This window comes from Gracilimonas sp. (assembly GCF_040218225.1).
GTDB lineage: Bacteria > Bacteroidota > Rhodothermia > Balneolales > Balneolaceae > Gracilimonas.
On sequence record NZ_JAVJQO010000004.1, the window covers coordinates 177946 to 196609 of the forward strand.

An 18664-nucleotide genomic window follows, 5' to 3' on the forward strand; every position below is an offset into this window, starting at 1 on the left:
AATCCCGTAAAACCTCTTTTTTTATTTCAAATAGCCTTTATAGGTAAGCTAAGGCTTTAATTTTGACGACTCTCTCTTGCAAGAAAGAGAAACAAGCAGCTATTCTTCTACTAAAGTATTATCAACCAAACCCGTTTCAAGATCATAACTTTTGCCTGGTTGAGTATTATCCAGAATTTCTTTTGGATCATTATTCTCATCCACAATCACTACACGAGGCTTATGATCTTTTGCTTCCTCGGGGGTCATCTCAGCATAACTAATTACAATAATTCGATCCCCAACTTGTGTTAGCCTGGCTGCTGCACCATTCAGACAACAAACCCGGCTTCCTCTCTCTCCTGGAATGGTATATGTCTCTAGCCGGGAGCCATTCGTTATATTTAGCACCTGTACCTTTTCGTAGGGCAGAAGGTTAGCCGCATCCAGCAAATCCTGGTCAATGGTGATGCTTCCTTCATACATCAGGTTAGCTTCTGTTACTGCCATTTGGTGCAGTTTCGATTTAAACATCGTGATTTTCATCGTACTTCGCTCAGAGGTCTAAAATTATATTATCAATAAGGCGCGTTTTACCTAAGTAAGCTGCGCCGGCAAGGATGTATGTTGAACCGGGTTTTAGTTTTATAACCGGCTGCATATCATCCATGGAAAACACATTAAGATAATCATTTTTGAAGCCTTTCGCTTCCAGTTCATCCTGTTGATGTTTTAACAATAATCCCGGCTCATCCACTCCATCACGAATCTGTTTTTCCACATACTGTAGGGCTCGGTATAAACCAGGGGCTATTTTGCGTTCCTCGTCACTCAGGTAGGCATTTCGGCTACTGAGTGCAAGCCCGTCATTCGCCCGTGCAATGGGGGCAGCCACCAATTCAATATCGTGGTTAAATTCTTCCACCATTCTGGAAAGAATCTGAAACTGCTGTATATCTTTTTGTCCAAAAATAGCAATATCCGGCTCTATGATATTGAACAATTTATTCACCACCAGCACAATTCCTTCAAAAAAGCCCGGGCGGCTCCCTCCATCCATATGCTCATTCAGCTCATCTATATTAATGCTGAAGTATCTTTTTCCGGCTCCATACATGATGTTATCGTCAGGGGTGAAAACCACTGAAACTCCTTCATCTTTACAGGCTCTCAGGTCTTCCTCCATTTGCCTGGGATAGCTATCAAAATCCTCATTAGGGCCAAATTGTACAGGATTCACATAAATTGAAACCACTACTTCATCTGCTTTTTCCTTAGCCAGCCGGATCAAAGATAAATGGCCTGCATGTAATGCACCCATAGTGGGCACAAAAGCAATGGTTTTGCCCTGAGATTTCAGTTCAGCTACCTCAGAACGAATATCAGCTATAGAAGAAACTTGTTTCATGCTCAAATAAAAAGAGACGCCTGTTTTGGGGCGTCTCCAGATTTAGGAAATGAAAAGTTCATTGTTAAACAGAACGGTCTGTATCGAAATCTTCGAGAATCTCTTTGATGCGATTCAGGAAAGCTCCGCCATGTGCACCATCGATAATACGGTGGTCATAACTCATAGAGAGGAACATCATATGGCGGATTGCGATTACGTCACCTGCTTCCGTTTCCATTACAACCGGCCGTTTTTCGATAGCACCTGTTCCGATAATAGCTACCTGAGGCTGGTTAATAATGGGCGTTCCCATCAGGTTACCCACACTTCCGTAGTTAGTTAGGGTGATGGTTCCGCCCACTAAATCGTCCGGACTTAATTTCTTGCTTCGGGCTTTTTCAGCAACTTCATTCACTGAGTTTGCCAAGCCAACCAGGTTTTTCTCTTGTGCTTTCTTGATAACAGGTACAATTAAGCCACCTTCGCCTCCGGTACCCAGCGCTACGGCCAGTCCGAAATTAATATCTTTCTTAAGGTGAATTTCATCTTCAACAACCGAGCTGTTAATGAGAGGGAACTCCAGCATCGCGTTGATAATAGCTTCCACAAAGAGAGGGGTGAATGTCAGTTTAGTTCCTGTTTTCTCCTGGAACTTGGCTTTGTTCGCGTTTCTCCACCTTACCATGTTGGTAACATCTACTTCAGCGAAAGTAGTTACATGTGCTGACGTCTGCTTGGATCGAACCATGTGCTCAGCAATCATCTTACGCATGCGATCCATCTTGATGACTTCCACATCACCGGATGGGGAATGCTTCACATCCAGCTGACCAGCCGAAATAGATCCATCCGAAGATTTCGAAGCCGAAGAAGGCTTGCTTAGTCCGCCACCGGAAGGTGCCGCTTGTTTTTGCTGAGCCGGAGCTGATACTTTACCAGCTTTACGATCTTCAACATAGGCGAGAATATCTTTTTTAGAAACTCTTCCGCCTTGCCCGGAACCATCGATGTTTTCCAGTTCTTCCTGGCTAATTCCCTCTTCTTTGGCGATTGAGCGAACCAATGGAGAATAAAAACGTCCATCACTTCCAACGCGCTGTGGTTCAGATCCACCAGAAGTTCCGTTTGAAGATACTGCTGCCGGCTGGGATTCCTGCTTTTGCTCAGCTTTAGCTTCTTTTTTCTCTTCTTTTTTAGGAGCCGGTTTACTTGACAGTGATCCTGCCGAAGCGCCTTTGCCCGTTGCAATTACAGCAATAGTCTGTCCTACTTCAATGGTTTCATTTTCTTCAGCAAGAATTTCAACCAAAGTACCCGCGGCAGGAGATGGCACTTCACTATCAACTTTATCAGTAGAAATTTCGAGCAGGGTTTCATCTTCTTCGACTTTATCGCCAACCTGCTTCGACCAACCAATTACAGTTGCTTCAACTACAGACTCTCCCATCTGGGGCATCTGCACTTCAATTCGTTCGCCTTCATCACCGCCACCGGAAGCAGCAGGTACTTCTTCTTCCTGAGCTTCGGCTTCTTGCGGTTCTTCCTCTTCAGCCGTTTCTTCTGCTTTGGCTTCATCAGTTCCGCCCGAAGAAACATCTCCCGCAGCATCTTTATCCGTTTCAATAATAGCGATCGGTTTACCTACTTCAACTACATCTCCCTCTTCAGCAAGTACTTCGACAAGCACACCTGCTTCGGGTGAGGGCACCTCTGTATCCACCTTATCGGTGGCTACTTCAAGTAAAGTTTCATCCACTTCTACGGTGTCGCCAACATTTTTGGCCCACTCTATAACAGTGCCTTCCATTACCGATTCGCCCATTTGGGGCATGACCACTTCTACCTTCGCCATAAATTGTTTTGTTTTACTGCCTGTAAGGCGGTTTTAAGGAAAATTAAACGGACTCTAAAGTTCAGGATAATTCCAATTAGTTCAAAATAAGTATCGTTCCTTTAAAAATGAGAAAAGCGCTTTTTCAGGCATTCAGGGAATCTGGATTATTTTAACCCTGTTAAAATTCATTTCGTACTGAGAATGATTAAACAATCAAAGCCAGGAAAATTCCTTTAGCTACACATAAATTTAGTCTTCAAATAAAGCTTTGCTTTTCAAATACCCTAAATTCTGATGAATAACTTTAAAATTTCTCTCATCCCCAAACCATTTCATCGCTTCATCTTTACAGATGTTTGTAAGCTTTCTCAACATATACGCATGCCAACTGCTAAAAGGCCAGTCACTTAGGTTTTTGGTGAAGCCATGATGGACGGGATTATTATGAATGTAAGCAATGAGACTTACAAAGTAATCGTCAGAATCGATAAGCTTACGCCTGAAGTTTGGTATAAAAAGACTGCCTTTTCGGTTGTATTTTTTGTTATAGGCTTGAGTATAACCATTAAAAAGATGAGAGAATTGTCTGCTGAGTATATTAGACAACCCTCCAAGGGTTCCAAACCCTTGGAGGGTTGGGTCTTTTTTCTTCATTCTTACAAATTCCAACACCTCATCATTACTTTTTACCCGAACCATAAAATGTAAATGATTGGGCATCAGGCAATATGCGAAAGTATCAACAACGGGGTGCACGTGGTGGCTATACTTTTTTAAAAAGTAATTGTAATTTTCTTCGTTACGGAAGAGATTTTCGTCGCCATTAGCATGTGTCCATACATGATATGTATAACCCGGCTTAAATTGGATTTTCTTTTGTGACATGGTCCCCAAATTAGATACCTAACATTATTTGTAAGAGCATTTACACATACATTCCTTACAAACTTATTTTATATCACCTATCATATGAAGTGCAGAATTCAATGCCACTATTCGATATTCAATGTTCTTCGGGGTTTGTCCTCAGTTCTGATTTTATTAACTTCGCAAAGTTAGTCAATCAGCATAAATAAAAGTCTGGCGTTATGATATCGGAAGAATTACAGGAAATTATCGATGAAGCGGAAATCAATATGGATGAAGCCACCGCTTATTTCAAAAAAGAACTCTCTCATGTGCGAGCCGGTAAAGCGAACCCTGCATTGCTCGAAGGCATCAAAGTTGAATATTACGGTTCACAGACGCCGCTTCAGCAGCTGGCTAATGTGAGCGCCCCGGAAGCACGCCTTTTGGTTATCCAACCTTATGACAGATCCGGCATGGAAGATATTGAGAAGGCAATTATGTCGGCCGGGCTTGGACTTAATCCAAACAATGATGGTGAACGCATCCTGATTCCGCTTCCCGTGCTAACTGAGGAGCGACGCAAAGAGTTGGTTAAACATTCTAAGGACATTGCCGAAAAGGCAAAGATCAGTATCCGAAACACCCGCCGGGACGCCAACGATGCCATCAAAAAGAAGGTAGAAAGCGAATCCCTTTCAGAAGATTCAAAGTTTGAAGCTGAAGATGAGATCCAGAAGCTTACCGACAAATACACCGCCAAAGTTGACGAACTGCTCGAGAAAAAAGAACAAGAAATCATGACGGTTTAAAGAGATTCGGTTTTCGCATTGTGACATCTATGAAAAATCATACAGACTAGGAAAACATCGAAGGTTTCGGAAGAAGGCGTTATAAAGATGAATTTGTTCGATTCCTGATTTTTGCCCATTCTTCCTGCGATGAAACTATTTCACAATTAAACATGATCAGTGACATACACTTTTCTAAAGAACCATTGACTGGTTTGATTAATAAACATGATACTTTAGGCCGAAAATTGAACAGCTTTATTAAATATGTTGAAACAAGCTGGCAAACTTAAAACATACAATCCGCAACTCGCAACACACAGCCCGCAACCCATAAATGTATATATCCGAACTCGACCTTCAGGGATTTAAAAGCTTCGCTCACAAAACAAAGGTGAAGTTTGACAGCGGGATTACCTCTATTGTAGGCCCCAATGGCTGTGGTAAATCCAATATCGTGGATGCCCTGAGATGGGTTCTGGGTGAGCAGCGACCTTCTTTACTCCGCTCATCGGCAATGGCCAATGTAATTTTCAATGGTACGGCTCAAAAGAAGGCACTTGGGATGGCTGAGGTTTCGCTGACTTTTGTAAACGACAAAGGAATTCTTCCCATCGAGTATAGTGAAGTAACGATCACTCGTCGCCTGTACCGTTCAGGAGATAGCGAATACCTGATTAACAATACTTCCTGCAGGTTGAAAGATATCATGGAGCTCTTCATGGATACCGGGATGGGCTCAGATGCCTATTCGGTGATTGAGCTGAAAATGGTTGAGGAAATTCTGAATGACAAGAACAACGATCGGCGTCGGTTATTTGAGGAAGCGGCCGGTGTTACCAAATACAAAGATCAGCGTAAGAAGACGATTCGAAAACTGGAATCGACCCGTAAAGATTTACAGCGGGTTGATGATTTATTGGTTGAGCTAAGAAAGAAAGCCCGTTCACTCGAGATTCAGGCCGAAAAAGCGGAAAAGGCTAAAGTTTATAAAGATGAACTCGAAATTAAGGACAAGGCACTTACCCTGCACGAGTTCAATAAGATAAAATCAGAGCTTGAGCCCCTGAAAGAACGCATCACCAATGCGGATAAGGAGAAGAAGGAAATCGGCAAGGGTATGGAGGAGCTTGAAGAGGCTGATGAAAAAGCCCGGGCAGAACTCATCGAAAAGGAAAAACAGCAGGCTGAGGCTCAGCGCCGGGTAAGTCAGCTCCATAATGCTATCCGCGAAGCCGACACTAATCTCCGGATCACAAAAGAGAAAATTGAGAATGAGAAAAAGGTGATTGCCGAATATGGCAAGGATATTGAGCAGGGTAAAAAGGATTTAAAGGAACTGAATGAACTGCTTGATTCGAGCCGAAAGAAGCTGGAATCGTTTGATGATGATTTAGAGAAATCCGAAAAGGCACTCGAAGATTCAAAAAAGAAATACGGGCAAATTCAGCAGCAGTATAATCGTGAGCGATCTGAACTGTATGAAATTGAAGTGCAGATCAGTGCTACCAATAACGAGCTGAACCAACTTCAAACCAAGCGCATTAAAATTGAAAGTCGTCTTGAGAATACCGAAGGCGACCTGGAGCGCATCAACGATGAGATTGTAGATCTGAATGATGAGATCGACAATATGAATGGCGAACAAGGGCTGATCGAGAAAAAGCTGGAGAAGCTGGTTGTTGAACGGGATGAACTGGAAGAGCAATTGGAAACTGCACGGGAAAAGCGGGAGCAATTCGCGGAGAAGCAAAACGAGATTAAAGACGAACTCAGAACGCTTCAAAGTAAAAAAGAATCGCTGGAGTCTGAGATCCGGTTGATGAATGACCTTGCCAGCTCGAACGAAGCATTTCCGGGTAGTGTAAAATTCCTGATTGAAAATCACCGCTTTGATTTCAAAGACATGACTACCGTGTCAGAGATCTTCAATACCGATGAAAAACATGCGGTGGCTCTTGAGGCCGTTCTGGGTGATGTGCTGAACTTCGTAGTCGTAAAAACACTGGAAGAAGCCAAACAAGCAGCAAAAATCCTGAAGGAAAATGACAAAGGCCGAGCGACCTTCATTCCACTAGATCAACTTTCTGCAACCTACCCTGTTAAAGATGGCAGCCTGTTTGATGAAGTGAAATCCAAGCGGGAATACTCAGCTCTAAAACAGCTATTGCTGGGTAATGCCAAAGTTTTTGATTCGGTGGAAGACGCTTATTCCGCCACCAAAAAAGATGATGAGCTGGTTGGCGTTACTTTTGATGGAGAGGTGGTAACCAACTCCCGGTTCTTCCAAAGCGGAAGCAAGAGTAAAAATGCCGGAATTCGTGTCGGGCTGAAAGACAAAATTGAGAAGCTCGAAAAAGAAGAAGCCAAGACCACCAAAGAAATCTCCAAGCTGGAAGACTACCTTCAGCAGATCGTAGAAAAATACGAGAAGTTGGATATTGGCGAGCTTAGCAAATCTCTTAAGGAAAAAGAGCAGGAAGTCCGCCGGCTGGAACAGCAACAGCACAGTTTAAGTTCAAAAATCCAGGTCTATCAGAAGAATATTGGTGAACTGGTCAATCGCAAAGACAACCTGAAAAGCAGTGAGGGCACCGCTCAGGAAGAACTCGACTCCATTCAGCCCAAACAAAAGGAATTACAGCAAAAAATGCTGGAACTGGATGAGAAGCAGCAGGAGAAAAAAGACCTCCTCGAAACACTGGAAGATGAGCGCTCCATAGCCCAAACCCGCTACAATGACACTCAGCTCAAACATCAGGACCTTCGCAACAAAGTAGACAACCTGGAACGGGAAGTTCAACGAGCTGAAACCGGTATTGAGAATGTGGAAAAGCGCATCAAGAACCGAACCTCGATGACCGAAGAGAGTAAGGAAGAAATTGACACGCTCAGTTCACGGATCAAAGAGTTACAATCCAGTATCGAAAAAAATGCGGAAGCCAAAAAAGAGGCTGATGAAGAACTCGAAAAGGCCGAAGAAGCTGCCGCCAAACAGCGGGGTAAAATCAATGAAATTGAGAAGGAGCTGAAGGAAGTCCGCCGCCGCAAAGAGGTGAATATGGAGTTGGTTCACCACCTGGATATGGCTCGTGAGAAAATGGAGATGCAGAGTCAGGCTCTATCAGATCATATCTGGGAAACCTATGGTATCCTGATGAAGCAGATTGAAGGTGCTGAAATGCCTGAGGATAAAACACCGGAAGAAGTTAAAGAACGTATCAGCTGGCTGAAGCAGAAATTGAACAGCATCGGTGAAGTGAATCCGCTGGCGATCGAAGAATATAAAGAAGAAAAGGAGCGGCTGGATTTCTACGAAGAGCAAATTCAGGATCTGGAAGAAGCCGAGGAGCAGCTACTCGAAACCATCGATGAGATCAACGAAACGGCTACCGAGCGCTTCAATAAAACGTTTGAAAGAATTCGGGTAAACTTTCAGAAGGTATTTAAAACGCTTTTTGAAGCCGATGACTACTGTGATTTGCTTATTGAGCAGGATGTAGAAGACCCGCTGGAAGCCCGCATCGAAATCAAGGCTCAGCCTCGCGGTAAACGCCCATCTGGTATTTCACAGCTTTCCGGTGGAGAAAAAACGCTGACGGCTATCGCCCTGCTTTTTGCTATATATCTGGTAAAGCCCTCTCCGTTTTGTGTTTTGGATGAGGTAGACGCTCCTTTGGATGATGCCAATATTGAGCGGTTTGCCAAAATGATCAAAGAATTCAGTGAAGACACCCAGTTTATCATCATCACGCATAACAAAAAGACCATGAGCAAGGCCGAGATGATGTATGGCGTGACTATGCCTACTACCGGTGTAAGTCGCTTGGTGGGCGTGAAGCTTGATGAAGTGGAAGATGTGCTCTAAGAATATTCAATAATGAACATTCAACATGGAATGTTGAAGTTTAGTTGGTTTGCAGCAGATTGCTAATTCTAACTCCGTACCTAGCTCCGATCGCTCTGCGTCGGTGCGAGTTTTCGACAGGTTCTTTAAAAATGCTTCCAAAACAATATATTTCCGTCATCATCATTTCCTGAAATAACAAAATAGTTATGAAATCTCTCATTCCGGTTTTTCTGATTTTATCGTTTCTTCTAATCTCCTGTCAGTCTGAAAAAAAGCAGCCTGATTTTGATTCTCTACCAATTTCGGCTCAAACTATTTCTTTACTGGGGGATACACTGAAGACTGATATTCAGGCTATTCCTCAGCAATATTTAATCCGGATTGATTCGTTGAGTAAGCTTTCTTTTCAGGAAGATCGCATACTAGACCATATGATTTGGGAAGCCCGTAAAACAGCCTATGCGGGAGATTACCGGCAGGCAGTTCAGCTATTTACGGATGCGATCAACGAATTTCCCGAAGAGCCCAGATTGTACCGCCACCGTGGTCACCGATACATCACGCTCCGGGCATTTGATTTGGCAATTAATGACTTTCAGCGAGCCGCACGACTTTTTGAAGGGGAGGAAGACCTCACCGAAAAAGATGGCTTACCCAATGATCAGGATATCCCTTTAAGCACTCTTCAAACTAACACTTGGTACCATCTTGGCCTGGCCCATTACCTTAAAGGTGAATATGAGCAAGCTAATCTGGCTTATGAAAACGGGCTTCAGGTTGCCCTAAATACCGACATGCAGGTAGCGTTTCTTTACTGGAAGTACATGTCCCTAAGAAAATCCGGGAAAGACACCGAAGCTGGCAAATTATTGGAACAGATTTCACCGGACATGAGTCTGATTGAGAACACCAGTTATCACGAGTTACTTTTGGTTTTCAAAGGTGTTTTCTCTCCCGATCAAATCTTATCGGAAGAAAATTCAGAACTTGATAACGCTACTCTGGGATACGGGCTTGGATTCTGGCACCATATAAATGGCAGAACCGAACGGGCAGAGCAAATCTGGCAGCGGGTTTATGATGCCGGCAACTGGGCTGCATTCGGCTATATTGCCAGCGAGGCTGAATTAGCCCTTAAAAATTAATGGGCTGGTTTATTGGCATATCAGGCAATAATCAAACCTTAAAAACCCCGCTTCAATCTCTTTCTTCAAATCATGATTTCTGTACTGAATTCGGGTCTTTTTATTTAGTCGGCGGAGGCATCACAGAAACGATACACTTTCACGAAGATGCTTCATCGAACTCAGGCTGGATAGCTTCAGGAGTTGGTATTTCTGCCGGAGAGAATCCGAAATTATTTAATCAAGCTGACTGGAAACAGGCAGTCCAAAATGAAGCCAGCTATTTGCACCAGCTCAATGGCCATTTTGCGGTTTGCAGATGGGATGAAAATCAGACTGAACTGATTACTGATCAACTGGGAATGCGGAATGTTTATATCCACAAGGCAAAAGACTTTGTTCTCTTCTCTACCAGGCTCGATTGGATGATGAAGCTCGTTCCGGAGGCCTCCATAAATTGGAAGAAGTTTGGGAGTCGCTGGCTGGCTATTAATCAGTTTTCACAGGAAAGCTTTATAAATGGAATTGAGCGGCTTTCGCAAAGTGGGCATGCTATCATCAATTCCAGAGAAGTTGAGGTTTCCAATCAGCGATGGAACTATAACACCCGGGAAGTTACTTCACAGAACTTCATAGACTCATTATCAAGCTTTAGCACGCTTCCACTAAAAAACGGACTTCCGGTTTCATTAGGTTTATCAGGCGGGCTTGATTCCCGCACTCTTTTTGCAATTCTTCTTCAGCAATCCAAATCGAACTGGACTACTCATACTTTTGGTGAAACAAACCATCCGGATTTAGAAACTGCGACTTTGCTAAGCCAGCTTTACGATAAAAAGCATTATGTTTTTCGAGAGGCGGTTCCTGAAGCTAAAGACATCGAAGGGTTTCTTCCTGATTTTATTGGGCAAACCATCCTCACCTCAACTCCTTCGCATTATGTTGGATTTCAAGCCTATAAAAAAATTCAGGAACTGGGGCTAGCCGTTATTGATGGGGGGTTTGGAGAAATTGCCAGGCGCCGTTTCATGAACAGCCTTCTTTTAAGAGCCAGGACAGCTTTAATTAAAAAAGATGTTTCGGCTCTGATTCCTTTTTTGCGTCTTCAAAGAGCCGATATTTTTACCAAAGAATGTAATAATGCAATGTTTATTGGTTTGGAAGAAGAACTTCAAGAAGAAATCAACGCCATGCCAGACATCGCTAAAATAGGAATAGAAAACTGGCTGGATTTATTCTCTGTGCGAACACGTGTCCCAAACGGAGCAGGCCCCGAACAAGCACGTTCTGATAATGAGTTACTTAATTACATGCCTTTTTTACAGCCAGACTTAATTGAGTTAGCGCTAAACCTCCCCCTGAAAGACCGCAAGAATGCACATGCTTTCCGTTCTTTTATAAAAAATAATGCTCCTAAACTTCAGAACGAACCCCTTATAAAAGGCAATTACTCCTATCCTTACTGGATGAAAGATTACACTTCTGCTGTGTGGATGCTGATTAAACACAAGCTTGGAATGAAACACGAAAGCTCTCAAACTATTGACTTCCTGATGACTATAGAAGAGTATATCAGGGATCTTTATAACTCACAATCGGCAAAAGAGTTCTCGGCTTATGATCATGATAAAATCAATCAGTTAATTACCGGCTTTTATGATGAGAAGAACCATGACCTTGCTCATCAACTAAACTGGTGGCTTGCATTTGAAGTTTTCCGCAGACTCTGACTACTGGAGGTTCTTCAACCCAGCGCCTGCTCAATATCCTCCCAGATATCTTCCACGTTTTCAAGACCAATAGACAGGCGAATCAACCCCTGGGTGATGCCCACCTTTTGGCGTTCTTCTTCCGACAGCTTGGAGTGTGTGGTAGAAGCCGGGTGAGTGGCAATCGTTCTTGAGTCTCCCAGATTTGCGGTAAGAGAAAACATCTTGAGTGAATCCAGAAAGTTTTTTCCAGCTTCCAACCCGCCATTTATTCCAAACGTAACAATTCCTCCACCCATCGACATTTGCTTCTGCGCTATTTCATATGCCGGGTGATTTTCCAGAAAAGGATATTTCACCCATTGCACCTGTTTATGATTTTGCAGCCGCTTTGCTATTTCAAGAGCGTTTTCAGAATGTCGCTCCATCCGAATTTGTAGCGTTTCTAAACTTTTCGATAACATCCATGCATTGAATGGTGAGAGGCAAGGACCCGAATGACGTGCGAACGCTTCAATCTCATCAATTAAATGCTGTCGGCCAACAATAGCACCACCAAGGCCACGTCCCTGTCCGTCAATATATTTTGTGGCAGAGTGTATCACCAAGTCGGCTCCAAACTCAATAGGATTTTGAATCACCGGAGTGGTGAAGCAGTTATCCACCACATAAATCAGATTGTGTTTTTCAGCAATTTCCTTTGCTTTAGCCAGATCGATAATATCCAGCGCCGGGTTGGAAGGTGTTTCCAGGTACAGGATTTTTGTATTTGGCGTGATGGCATCTTCCCATTCATCCAAATTGGTAGCCGAAACATAGTTCGTTTTGATATTCCACTTGGGAAAAATCTGTGTAAACAATTTATGTGTTGAACCGAATACCGAGCGGGACGAAAGCACTTCATCGCCCGCATTAAGTAAAGCCGCAAAAGTTGAAAACACAGCAGCCATTCCGGAGGCCGTAGCCCAGCCTGATTCTGCTCCTTCCATCAAAGCAATCTTGTCGATAAATTCATCCACCGTTGGATTTGAGTACCGGCTGTAAACATTGCCTTCTTCTTCACCTGCAAACATAGCCCGCATGTGTTCCGCATTATCGAACACATAGCTGGATGTCATATAGATAGGCGTAGAGTGCTCGCCAAATTTTGTACGTTCTGTTTGGGTGCGGATAGATTGCGTTTCTTTACGCTTCATAATCTTCGATAGGTATTTTTGAGTGAGTTGAACCCAAGATAATGATAAAGTGTGAACGTGTTAATTCAACAACGTTGCTATTGATTGAACATAGAAGACGCTGTCAAAGTACGTTCACACTATTTAAAATTGGATTAGTTTCCTACAAAGAACACCGCATTTCCAAAGAGTAGTTTTCCATTATGCCAGAATCCCCGGTATAACGGATTATCCACCATATAAACTACATGACCGGCTCCCATATTTTGTACACCAAAGGCAAGTGTATGCTCTAAAGATTTCTTTGCTTTATTTCCAACAAAGCCACTTCGGTGTGCATCTGTTTTTACAGCGCCCACATTCCAGCCATTATCAAGGTACTTAAAAGCACTAGAACCCAATTTGAGAGACATATACTGCTCATCATAACCAAAGGCCAGAGGGTGAGAAGTATCCAGCATTACTTCGAAAATGCTTCCCGGATTTGAGTATTGTGCTCTGTCACGCGATGCTTCGCTATATTTCTGAAGTTTATCTTCCGGATCTTCACTTTCTTCGTTTTCAACTTCCAGGTCTTTACGTTTAAGGTTAAAGCCATCTCTTCCGGCTAAGTCATTATTAGCATTCCCGAGGGCAATCAACGTTCCTCCTGATCTAACCCAGTCTTTAATGGCATCCAATTCGCCATTTCCTATTGCAGAACCGTAGGTATCCGGGAGTATCAGGACGTGGTACTTATCCCAGTCGACAGATGCTGCGTCACTAATATTAATCAGATTTACGGGGTAATCTATCTGTTGATCAAAGTAATTCCAGATATGACCTACCATATATGAACTGGTTCCCTCACCAGATAATAGTGCTACTTTTGGTTTTTCGATGTAGCGGACGGATGAAGAACCGAAGTCTTTACCTGAATCCACAAAACCAGTAGCAACAGGCGTAACGATACGATTCAACATATTGGCTTCATCCTTTACTATTTGGTCAAATTTTGCCCCAAGGTTTTCATTTCCATTTCTGGTTATGACTAGTGTTCCCGGTGCATATTTTTCGCCGTTCAGGGTAAATCCTTCTTCTGCGTATCTTACTGTTACACCTTCATCGAGTAAGCGGGACAAGTATCTAAGATCTTCTATAGAATTCCATTTAGCTATATATGCATATGGCTTATCGATAACAGGAGTCAGTTTATCTTCTGTGCTCATCGCTAGTGGTTTGGTATCCAGCTGACCTTTAATTGCATATCCTTCAACACCATAAGCATAGTGCATTTCCCAAGCCGTGATATCATAGGTTAAAGAATCTGCCAATTCTGGTTTCGGCTCAAACAACACCCTAACAAGCGTTCCTTTGGGTTGATAAGTACTGATTACATAATCCCCTTCCTCAATTGAAACCCGGCCAGTCTCTCCGGTGCTATAATCGTACCCATTTGAATTGGACGAACGGCTAGCCACTCCAAAATCGATGCGTTGATTTTTTAGATATCTGAGTAATTGGGATACCTTATCAGGATTACTGCTCTTTTTCACTACAAAGGTCTTGTATTCACCTGCTCCATTTCGGGTTGCACCAGTGAAGTAATCAGAAAACTCCTGAATTACCCTGTCATGGTTTTTTGAGGTTATTTCAACCGTTGAGATACCCGTTGTATGATGATGATTCAGACGATCTTTAAGGGTCAGAGTATCTCCTTCTGGTTTATACACACCCAAACCGGCAAAACCTCCTCCGGCTTGTTCATAGGTCATTCCTATTGCGCCATGGAATGTTGGCCATGTATCTCCGTAACTAGGATAAAAAAGATCAAAAACTTCTTTTGTGAAATACAGCCAGTTTTCTTCATCAAAATATTTGGTATGGTTTTTTCCAATCATCGTCTGAAACTGTCGCTGCCAATCGGTAATAGCCATGTGGAAAGGCTCTGCTGCAGGAGCAAAATAATAGGGTGAACGATAACTTTGCTCATGAAAGTCGACGTGTACATGTGGCATCCAGCTGTTGTAAACCGGAATACGTTGCTGTGTTTCAACTTGTGTTTGCCACGCCCAGTCACGGTTCAAATCAAAATAGTAGTGATTAGTCCTGCCTCCTGGCCATGGTTCATGATGTTCTCTGGCATCGTGGTTAGGATTAAATTCTTCACCTACTACCGTGCGGTACCAGTTTACATACCGGTCTCGCCCATCCGGATTTACCATCGGGTCCATGATAACTACGGTGTTCTCCAGCCACGCTGTTTTTTGGGTAACCAACTCATAAACCGACTTTAAGGCTGCTTCACTTGATGAAGTTTCATTGCCATGTACGTTATAGCTTAACCAAACTATAGCCTTCTGATTTTGGGTAGGGGTACCTGCCTCCAGATTAGCCAGCTTCAGGTTGTTCGTTCTTATTTCTTCCAGATTTTGATGGTTTGCTTCCGAAGTTACAACCGCATAAACCAATTCCCGGCCTTCATTTGTTTCGCCGTACTTCGTTAACGTAACAAGCGGAGATTCATCAGCAACATGCTGAAAATAGTTCAACACTTTGTAATGAGGAGTCCACTGGGCACCCAGCTCATACCCCAAAAACTCATCGGGTGATTGTACCTGCCCCCAGGCACTCACAGTTAGTAAAAAACATCCTAGTAGTGATAATAAAGCAGCTTTTTTCATTATTCTGATCGATTATTCAGATTTAAATTTGCATCCTCCATTCAAAGGTTGGTGAATGGTAGGTATTCAAATGCGTGTGTACAAGTAAATTTTAATTATATAACAGATTATTCATTGTTGCTAATCCCCATTGTCAAAACTGTTATCTTTTCTGTATGATTAACAAAAGTCCAAAATTCAATTATCCCGCGTGATTATAAGCAATAGTAACAACCAGGTTGCCCCTATCAAACGCATTGCCGCCATCGACATTGGCACCAACTCTTTCCATGCTATCATTGTGGATGTCTACTCCGATGGTAGCTTCCGGACTTTAGATAAGCTGAAAGAAATGGTTCAGCTTGCCAAGGGCGGGATGGGCAAAAGGCTATCTGAAGGAGCTTTTAAACGAGGGTTAACAGCTTTAAGAAATATCAAACGCCTGGCAGATAGCTACGAGTGTGAAGAGATTCTGGCTTATGCAACCAGCGCCATCCGTGAAGCTGAAAACGGCGGGGAGTTTATCCAAAAAAGCATTGATGACATCGGCATTAAAATGAATGCCATCCCCGGCCGCGTTGAAGCTGAGCTGATTGGCCTGGCAGTTCGTCACGGCGTAAAGTTAACTGAAGAACCTGTGCTCATGGCTGATGTAGGTGGCGGGAGTGTGGAATTTCTTCTCGGGAATGAGAAAGAGTTCTTTTTCAAGGCCAGTAAAAAAATCGGGGTTTCCCGGATGACGGAAATCTTTAAGCCCAGCGACCCCATCACCAAAGAAGACATTAAAACACTGGAAGATCATTATGAAGAACAGCTCCGGGATGTAGCACAGGCGTTTGCACAGCACCGAACGGATACTATTATTGGCTCTTCGGGTACTATGGAGAATATTGCCCAGATGATCGCTGCCCGGAAGGATAAATCCTTTGACGTGACATTAAATGAAATGGAGTTCTCTGCTGATGACTTCAAAAAGTTTTATGACTGGTTTATAAAATTAAACCGAAAGGAAAGAAAGAATGTATCCGGGCTGGATACAAAGCGGGTAGGCTTTATCAATACCGGGGTTGTACTTTTGGATTTCCTGATTCGAAAATTTGGCATTAAAACCGTACGGATTTCCTCTCAGGCGCTGCGCGAAGGTATTGTAATCCGATATCTTAAAAAGGATATGATCGGACTTCAGTGGAGTGGGGCTTTTGCTGACCCACGCCGGCGAAGTGTGTTTGAACTTCTTCGTAAAACCGATTGGCATGAGACCCATTCCCGACACGTAGCCAACATGGCACTCACTATTTTTGATGCTTTGGAAGATGAGCTGGAACTCAGCCTGAACGACCGCGAGCTTCTGGAATACGCCAGCTACCTACACGACATTGGGTATTATATTTCTCATTCCAAACATCACAAACATGCCCTCTATATCATTCGCCATTCTGATTTAAAGGGTTTTAAAGAAGATGAAATTGAGATCATTGCCAACGTAGCCCGCTATCATCGCCGATCAACCCCCAAAAAACGACATGGAGAATACTGGAAAATGCCCGCACCCATAAGGAAACGAATTAAAAGCCTTTCCGGAATTTTGCGGGTCGCCGATGGCCTGGATCGAAGCCACTATCAAAATGTGAAAGACTTACAGGTTTTCTCTGAAAAAGACCAGATTAAGCTGAATATCCGTACAGAGGGTGAGCCATATCTGGAGATCTGGGGAGCTGAACGCAAATCTGAACTCCTTAAAGAGGTAACGGGCAAAAAGATAAACATCGAACGCGTGCTCGAACCCAGCTATATCGGATAATAAAAAGCTCCGATGCTAAGCATCGGAGCAAGTTATCGGTCATCTCCGGCACATGCCCGGGATCTATATGCCTTAAATAGTTCTTAATCGTTCGAAAAAACAAGATTCCTGCCTTCACAGGAATGACTTATCTAAACGTATTTCAGCCTTAATCTCCAAACGAGCCAGCCGGGCCCGGGAAAACAACCGGACTTTCAAAACCGTCTTCTGAAACACTGGCCACGCCAAAGTAATAATTATCAATTACAACATTCTCGAGGGTATGTTCGGTTTTATCAGCAGGAACAAACTCACTTTTTTGCCATTGGTTGGCATCTGTTAGTCGCCAGTAGATCTTATATCCAGCCAGCTGCGGATTTTGATCAGGATCCAGAGCTTTCCATTTTAACGTAGTACTTGGACGTACAGCTCCTTCAATTCCGACTTCAGCAGGCGGGCTTGGAGCCCAGCTCATCGATGCCATTACGACGGCATTCAATCCAGTTAGTTTGGCGGCGAAATCGAATTCTACTTCATCCAGTACATCTCCATATTCAACACCGTCTTCAGTTCTTAAATCCTGATGCTGGCGATTGTAGTCTTCATTGGTTTCCATAATACGAACCCCCGGGAAACCCGCTTCATTAAACGGACGATGGTGTCCGCCCCGTCCAAACCTATCTAAACGATAAATCATCATTACATCCAGGTTTCGGATGTAGAGATCCGCCATCTTATCAACATACCGGGCTAAGTTTCGGGACGGAGAATCTACCTCGCCACCCGTAAAGCGCCGAATTCGGCCTTCACGTTCTGTTTCAACTGCCCGGGTACCTTCCGAAAACACACGGGCGGTAGTATTATCGATTACCTGATTTATGCCCTGAATATTTCCAATCATGTCATTATTCAAAACTCCTTTGATATCCCAGCCTTTTTCCTTTGCGTACTCAGCTAGTATTTCACCACCGAATAAGCCCTGCTCTTCACCAGAAAGAGCTGCATACATGATGGAGCCCTCAAATTCGTAGTTTGTCAAAACACGAGCAGCTTCCAATGCACCTGCAACCCCGGAAGCATTATCATTTGCCCCTGGAGATTCTGACTCCCCATCCATTACATCACTTACCCGAGAATCGATATCACCGCTCATTACGACAAAACGATTCGGATCAGATGTACCTCGCTGTATCGCTATTACATTGACAATTTCCACTGGTTGAGGGATCCGGTTCTCACCATCAATATAATCCCGAACATAAAACACCTCTAGACATCCGCCGCATTCTTCCGAAATACGCTCAAATTCAGCTTTTATCCAGCGCCTGGCTGCCCCAATTCCGCGGGTATCTGAAGTGGTATCAGAAAGAGTGTGACGGGTTCCAAAACTAACGAGTTTGCTGATATCCGCCTCTATTCTATCTGCCGATGGAGCAGCACCTATTTCACGGAGCACTTCCGTTTCAAGAGTTTGTGAAAAAGCGATACCGAAAAAAGTAAAACTGAAAAGAAGAGAAAGAGTAGTAGCTTTAAGTGATTTCATA

At 43.4% G+C, this 18664-nt stretch carries 13 protein-coding genes; 6 read left to right on the plus strand and 7 right to left on the minus strand.

All coding sequences use genetic code 11. The features are described 5' to 3' along the window. Positions 1–99: 99 nt before the first annotated feature. From panD to RIB15_RS04790, 4 genes are all read right to left on the minus strand, one after another. Positions 100–525 (minus strand): aspartate 1-decarboxylase, encoded by a 426-nt coding sequence (gene panD, locus RIB15_RS04775; RefSeq protein WP_350201009.1) that lies wholly within the window; start codon positions 523–525, stop codon positions 100–102. 10 nt (positions 526–535) lie between these two features. After that, the gene (panC, locus tag RIB15_RS04780; protein ID WP_350201010.1) at positions 536–1387 is read right to left on the minus strand and encodes a pantoate--beta-alanine ligase; all 852 of its coding nucleotides are present in this window, start codon (positions 1385–1387) and stop codon (positions 536–538) included. Between the two features lie 64 nt (positions 1388–1451). After that, positions 1452–3221 (minus strand): 2-oxoglutarate dehydrogenase, E2 component, dihydrolipoamide succinyltransferase, encoded by a 1770-nt coding sequence (gene sucB / locus RIB15_RS04785; protein ID WP_350201011.1) that lies wholly within the window; start codon positions 3219–3221, stop codon positions 1452–1454. Between the two features lie 231 nt (positions 3222–3452). Continuing rightward, on the minus strand, positions 3453–4088 hold the full coding sequence (locus RIB15_RS04790) for a hypothetical protein (protein ID WP_350201012.1): 636 nt from the start codon (positions 4086–4088) through the stop codon (positions 3453–3455). A gap of 203 nt (positions 4089–4291) precedes the next feature. On the opposite strand from RIB15_RS04790, the gene frr reads away from it, so the two are divergent. The 5 genes from frr (at position 4292) to RIB15_RS04815 (ending at position 11544) form a co-directional block, all read left to right on the plus strand. Beyond that, positions 4292–4861: a ribosome recycling factor gene (frr, locus tag RIB15_RS04795; RefSeq protein ID WP_350201013.1), complete on the plus strand. Its 570-nt coding sequence runs from the start codon at positions 4292–4294 to the stop codon at positions 4859–4861. 107 nt (positions 4862–4968) lie between these two features. Continuing rightward, positions 4969–5133 carry a four helix bundle protein gene (locus tag RIB15_RS04800; RefSeq protein WP_502881338.1) on the plus strand — a complete coding sequence of 55 codons (165 nt, stop codon included), beginning with the start codon at positions 4969–4971 and terminating at the stop codon, positions 5131–5133. A 44-nt stretch (positions 5134–5177) separates the two neighbouring features. After that, entirely contained in the window at positions 5178–8708 is a 3531-nt protein-coding gene (gene smc / locus RIB15_RS04805) for a chromosome segregation protein SMC (protein ID WP_350201014.1), read from the plus strand. A gap of 188 nt (positions 8709–8896) precedes the next feature. Beyond that, the gene (locus RIB15_RS04810; RefSeq protein ID WP_350201015.1) at positions 8897–9835 is read left to right on the plus strand and encodes a tetratricopeptide repeat protein; all 939 of its coding nucleotides are present in this window, start codon (positions 8897–8899) and stop codon (positions 9833–9835) included. Beyond that, positions 9835–11544 (plus strand): hypothetical protein, encoded by a 1710-nt coding sequence (locus RIB15_RS04815; RefSeq protein WP_350201016.1) that lies wholly within the window; start codon positions 9835–9837, stop codon positions 11542–11544. Before RIB15_RS04810 ends, RIB15_RS04815 begins: the two co-directional genes overlap by 1 nt. A 14-nt stretch (positions 11545–11558) precedes the next feature. Here RIB15_RS04815 and RIB15_RS04820 read toward each other — a convergent pair whose 3' ends face one another. Both RIB15_RS04820 and RIB15_RS04825 read right to left on the minus strand, forming a co-directional pair. After that, entirely contained in the window at positions 11559–12719 is a 1161-nt protein-coding gene (locus RIB15_RS04820; protein WP_350201017.1) for an O-succinylhomoserine sulfhydrylase, read from the minus strand. Positions 12720–12853: 134 nt separating this feature from the next. Beyond that, a complete protein-coding gene (locus RIB15_RS04825; protein WP_350201018.1) occupies positions 12854–15361 on the minus strand; it encodes a M14 family metallopeptidase in 2508 nt (835 codons plus the stop codon). Between the two features lie 190 nt (positions 15362–15551). On the opposite strand from RIB15_RS04825, the gene RIB15_RS04830 reads away from it, so the two are divergent. After that, positions 15552–17141 carry a Ppx/GppA phosphatase family protein gene (locus RIB15_RS04830; RefSeq protein ID WP_350201019.1) on the plus strand — a complete coding sequence of 530 codons (1590 nt, stop codon included), beginning with the start codon at positions 15552–15554 and terminating at the stop codon, positions 17139–17141. Positions 17142–17289: 148 nt separating this feature from the next. Here RIB15_RS04830 and RIB15_RS04835 read toward each other — a convergent pair whose 3' ends face one another. After that, a complete protein-coding gene (locus tag RIB15_RS04835; protein ID WP_350201020.1) occupies positions 17290–18663 on the minus strand; it encodes a M28 family metallopeptidase in 1374 nt (457 codons plus the stop codon). Position 18664: the final 1 nt, after the last annotated feature.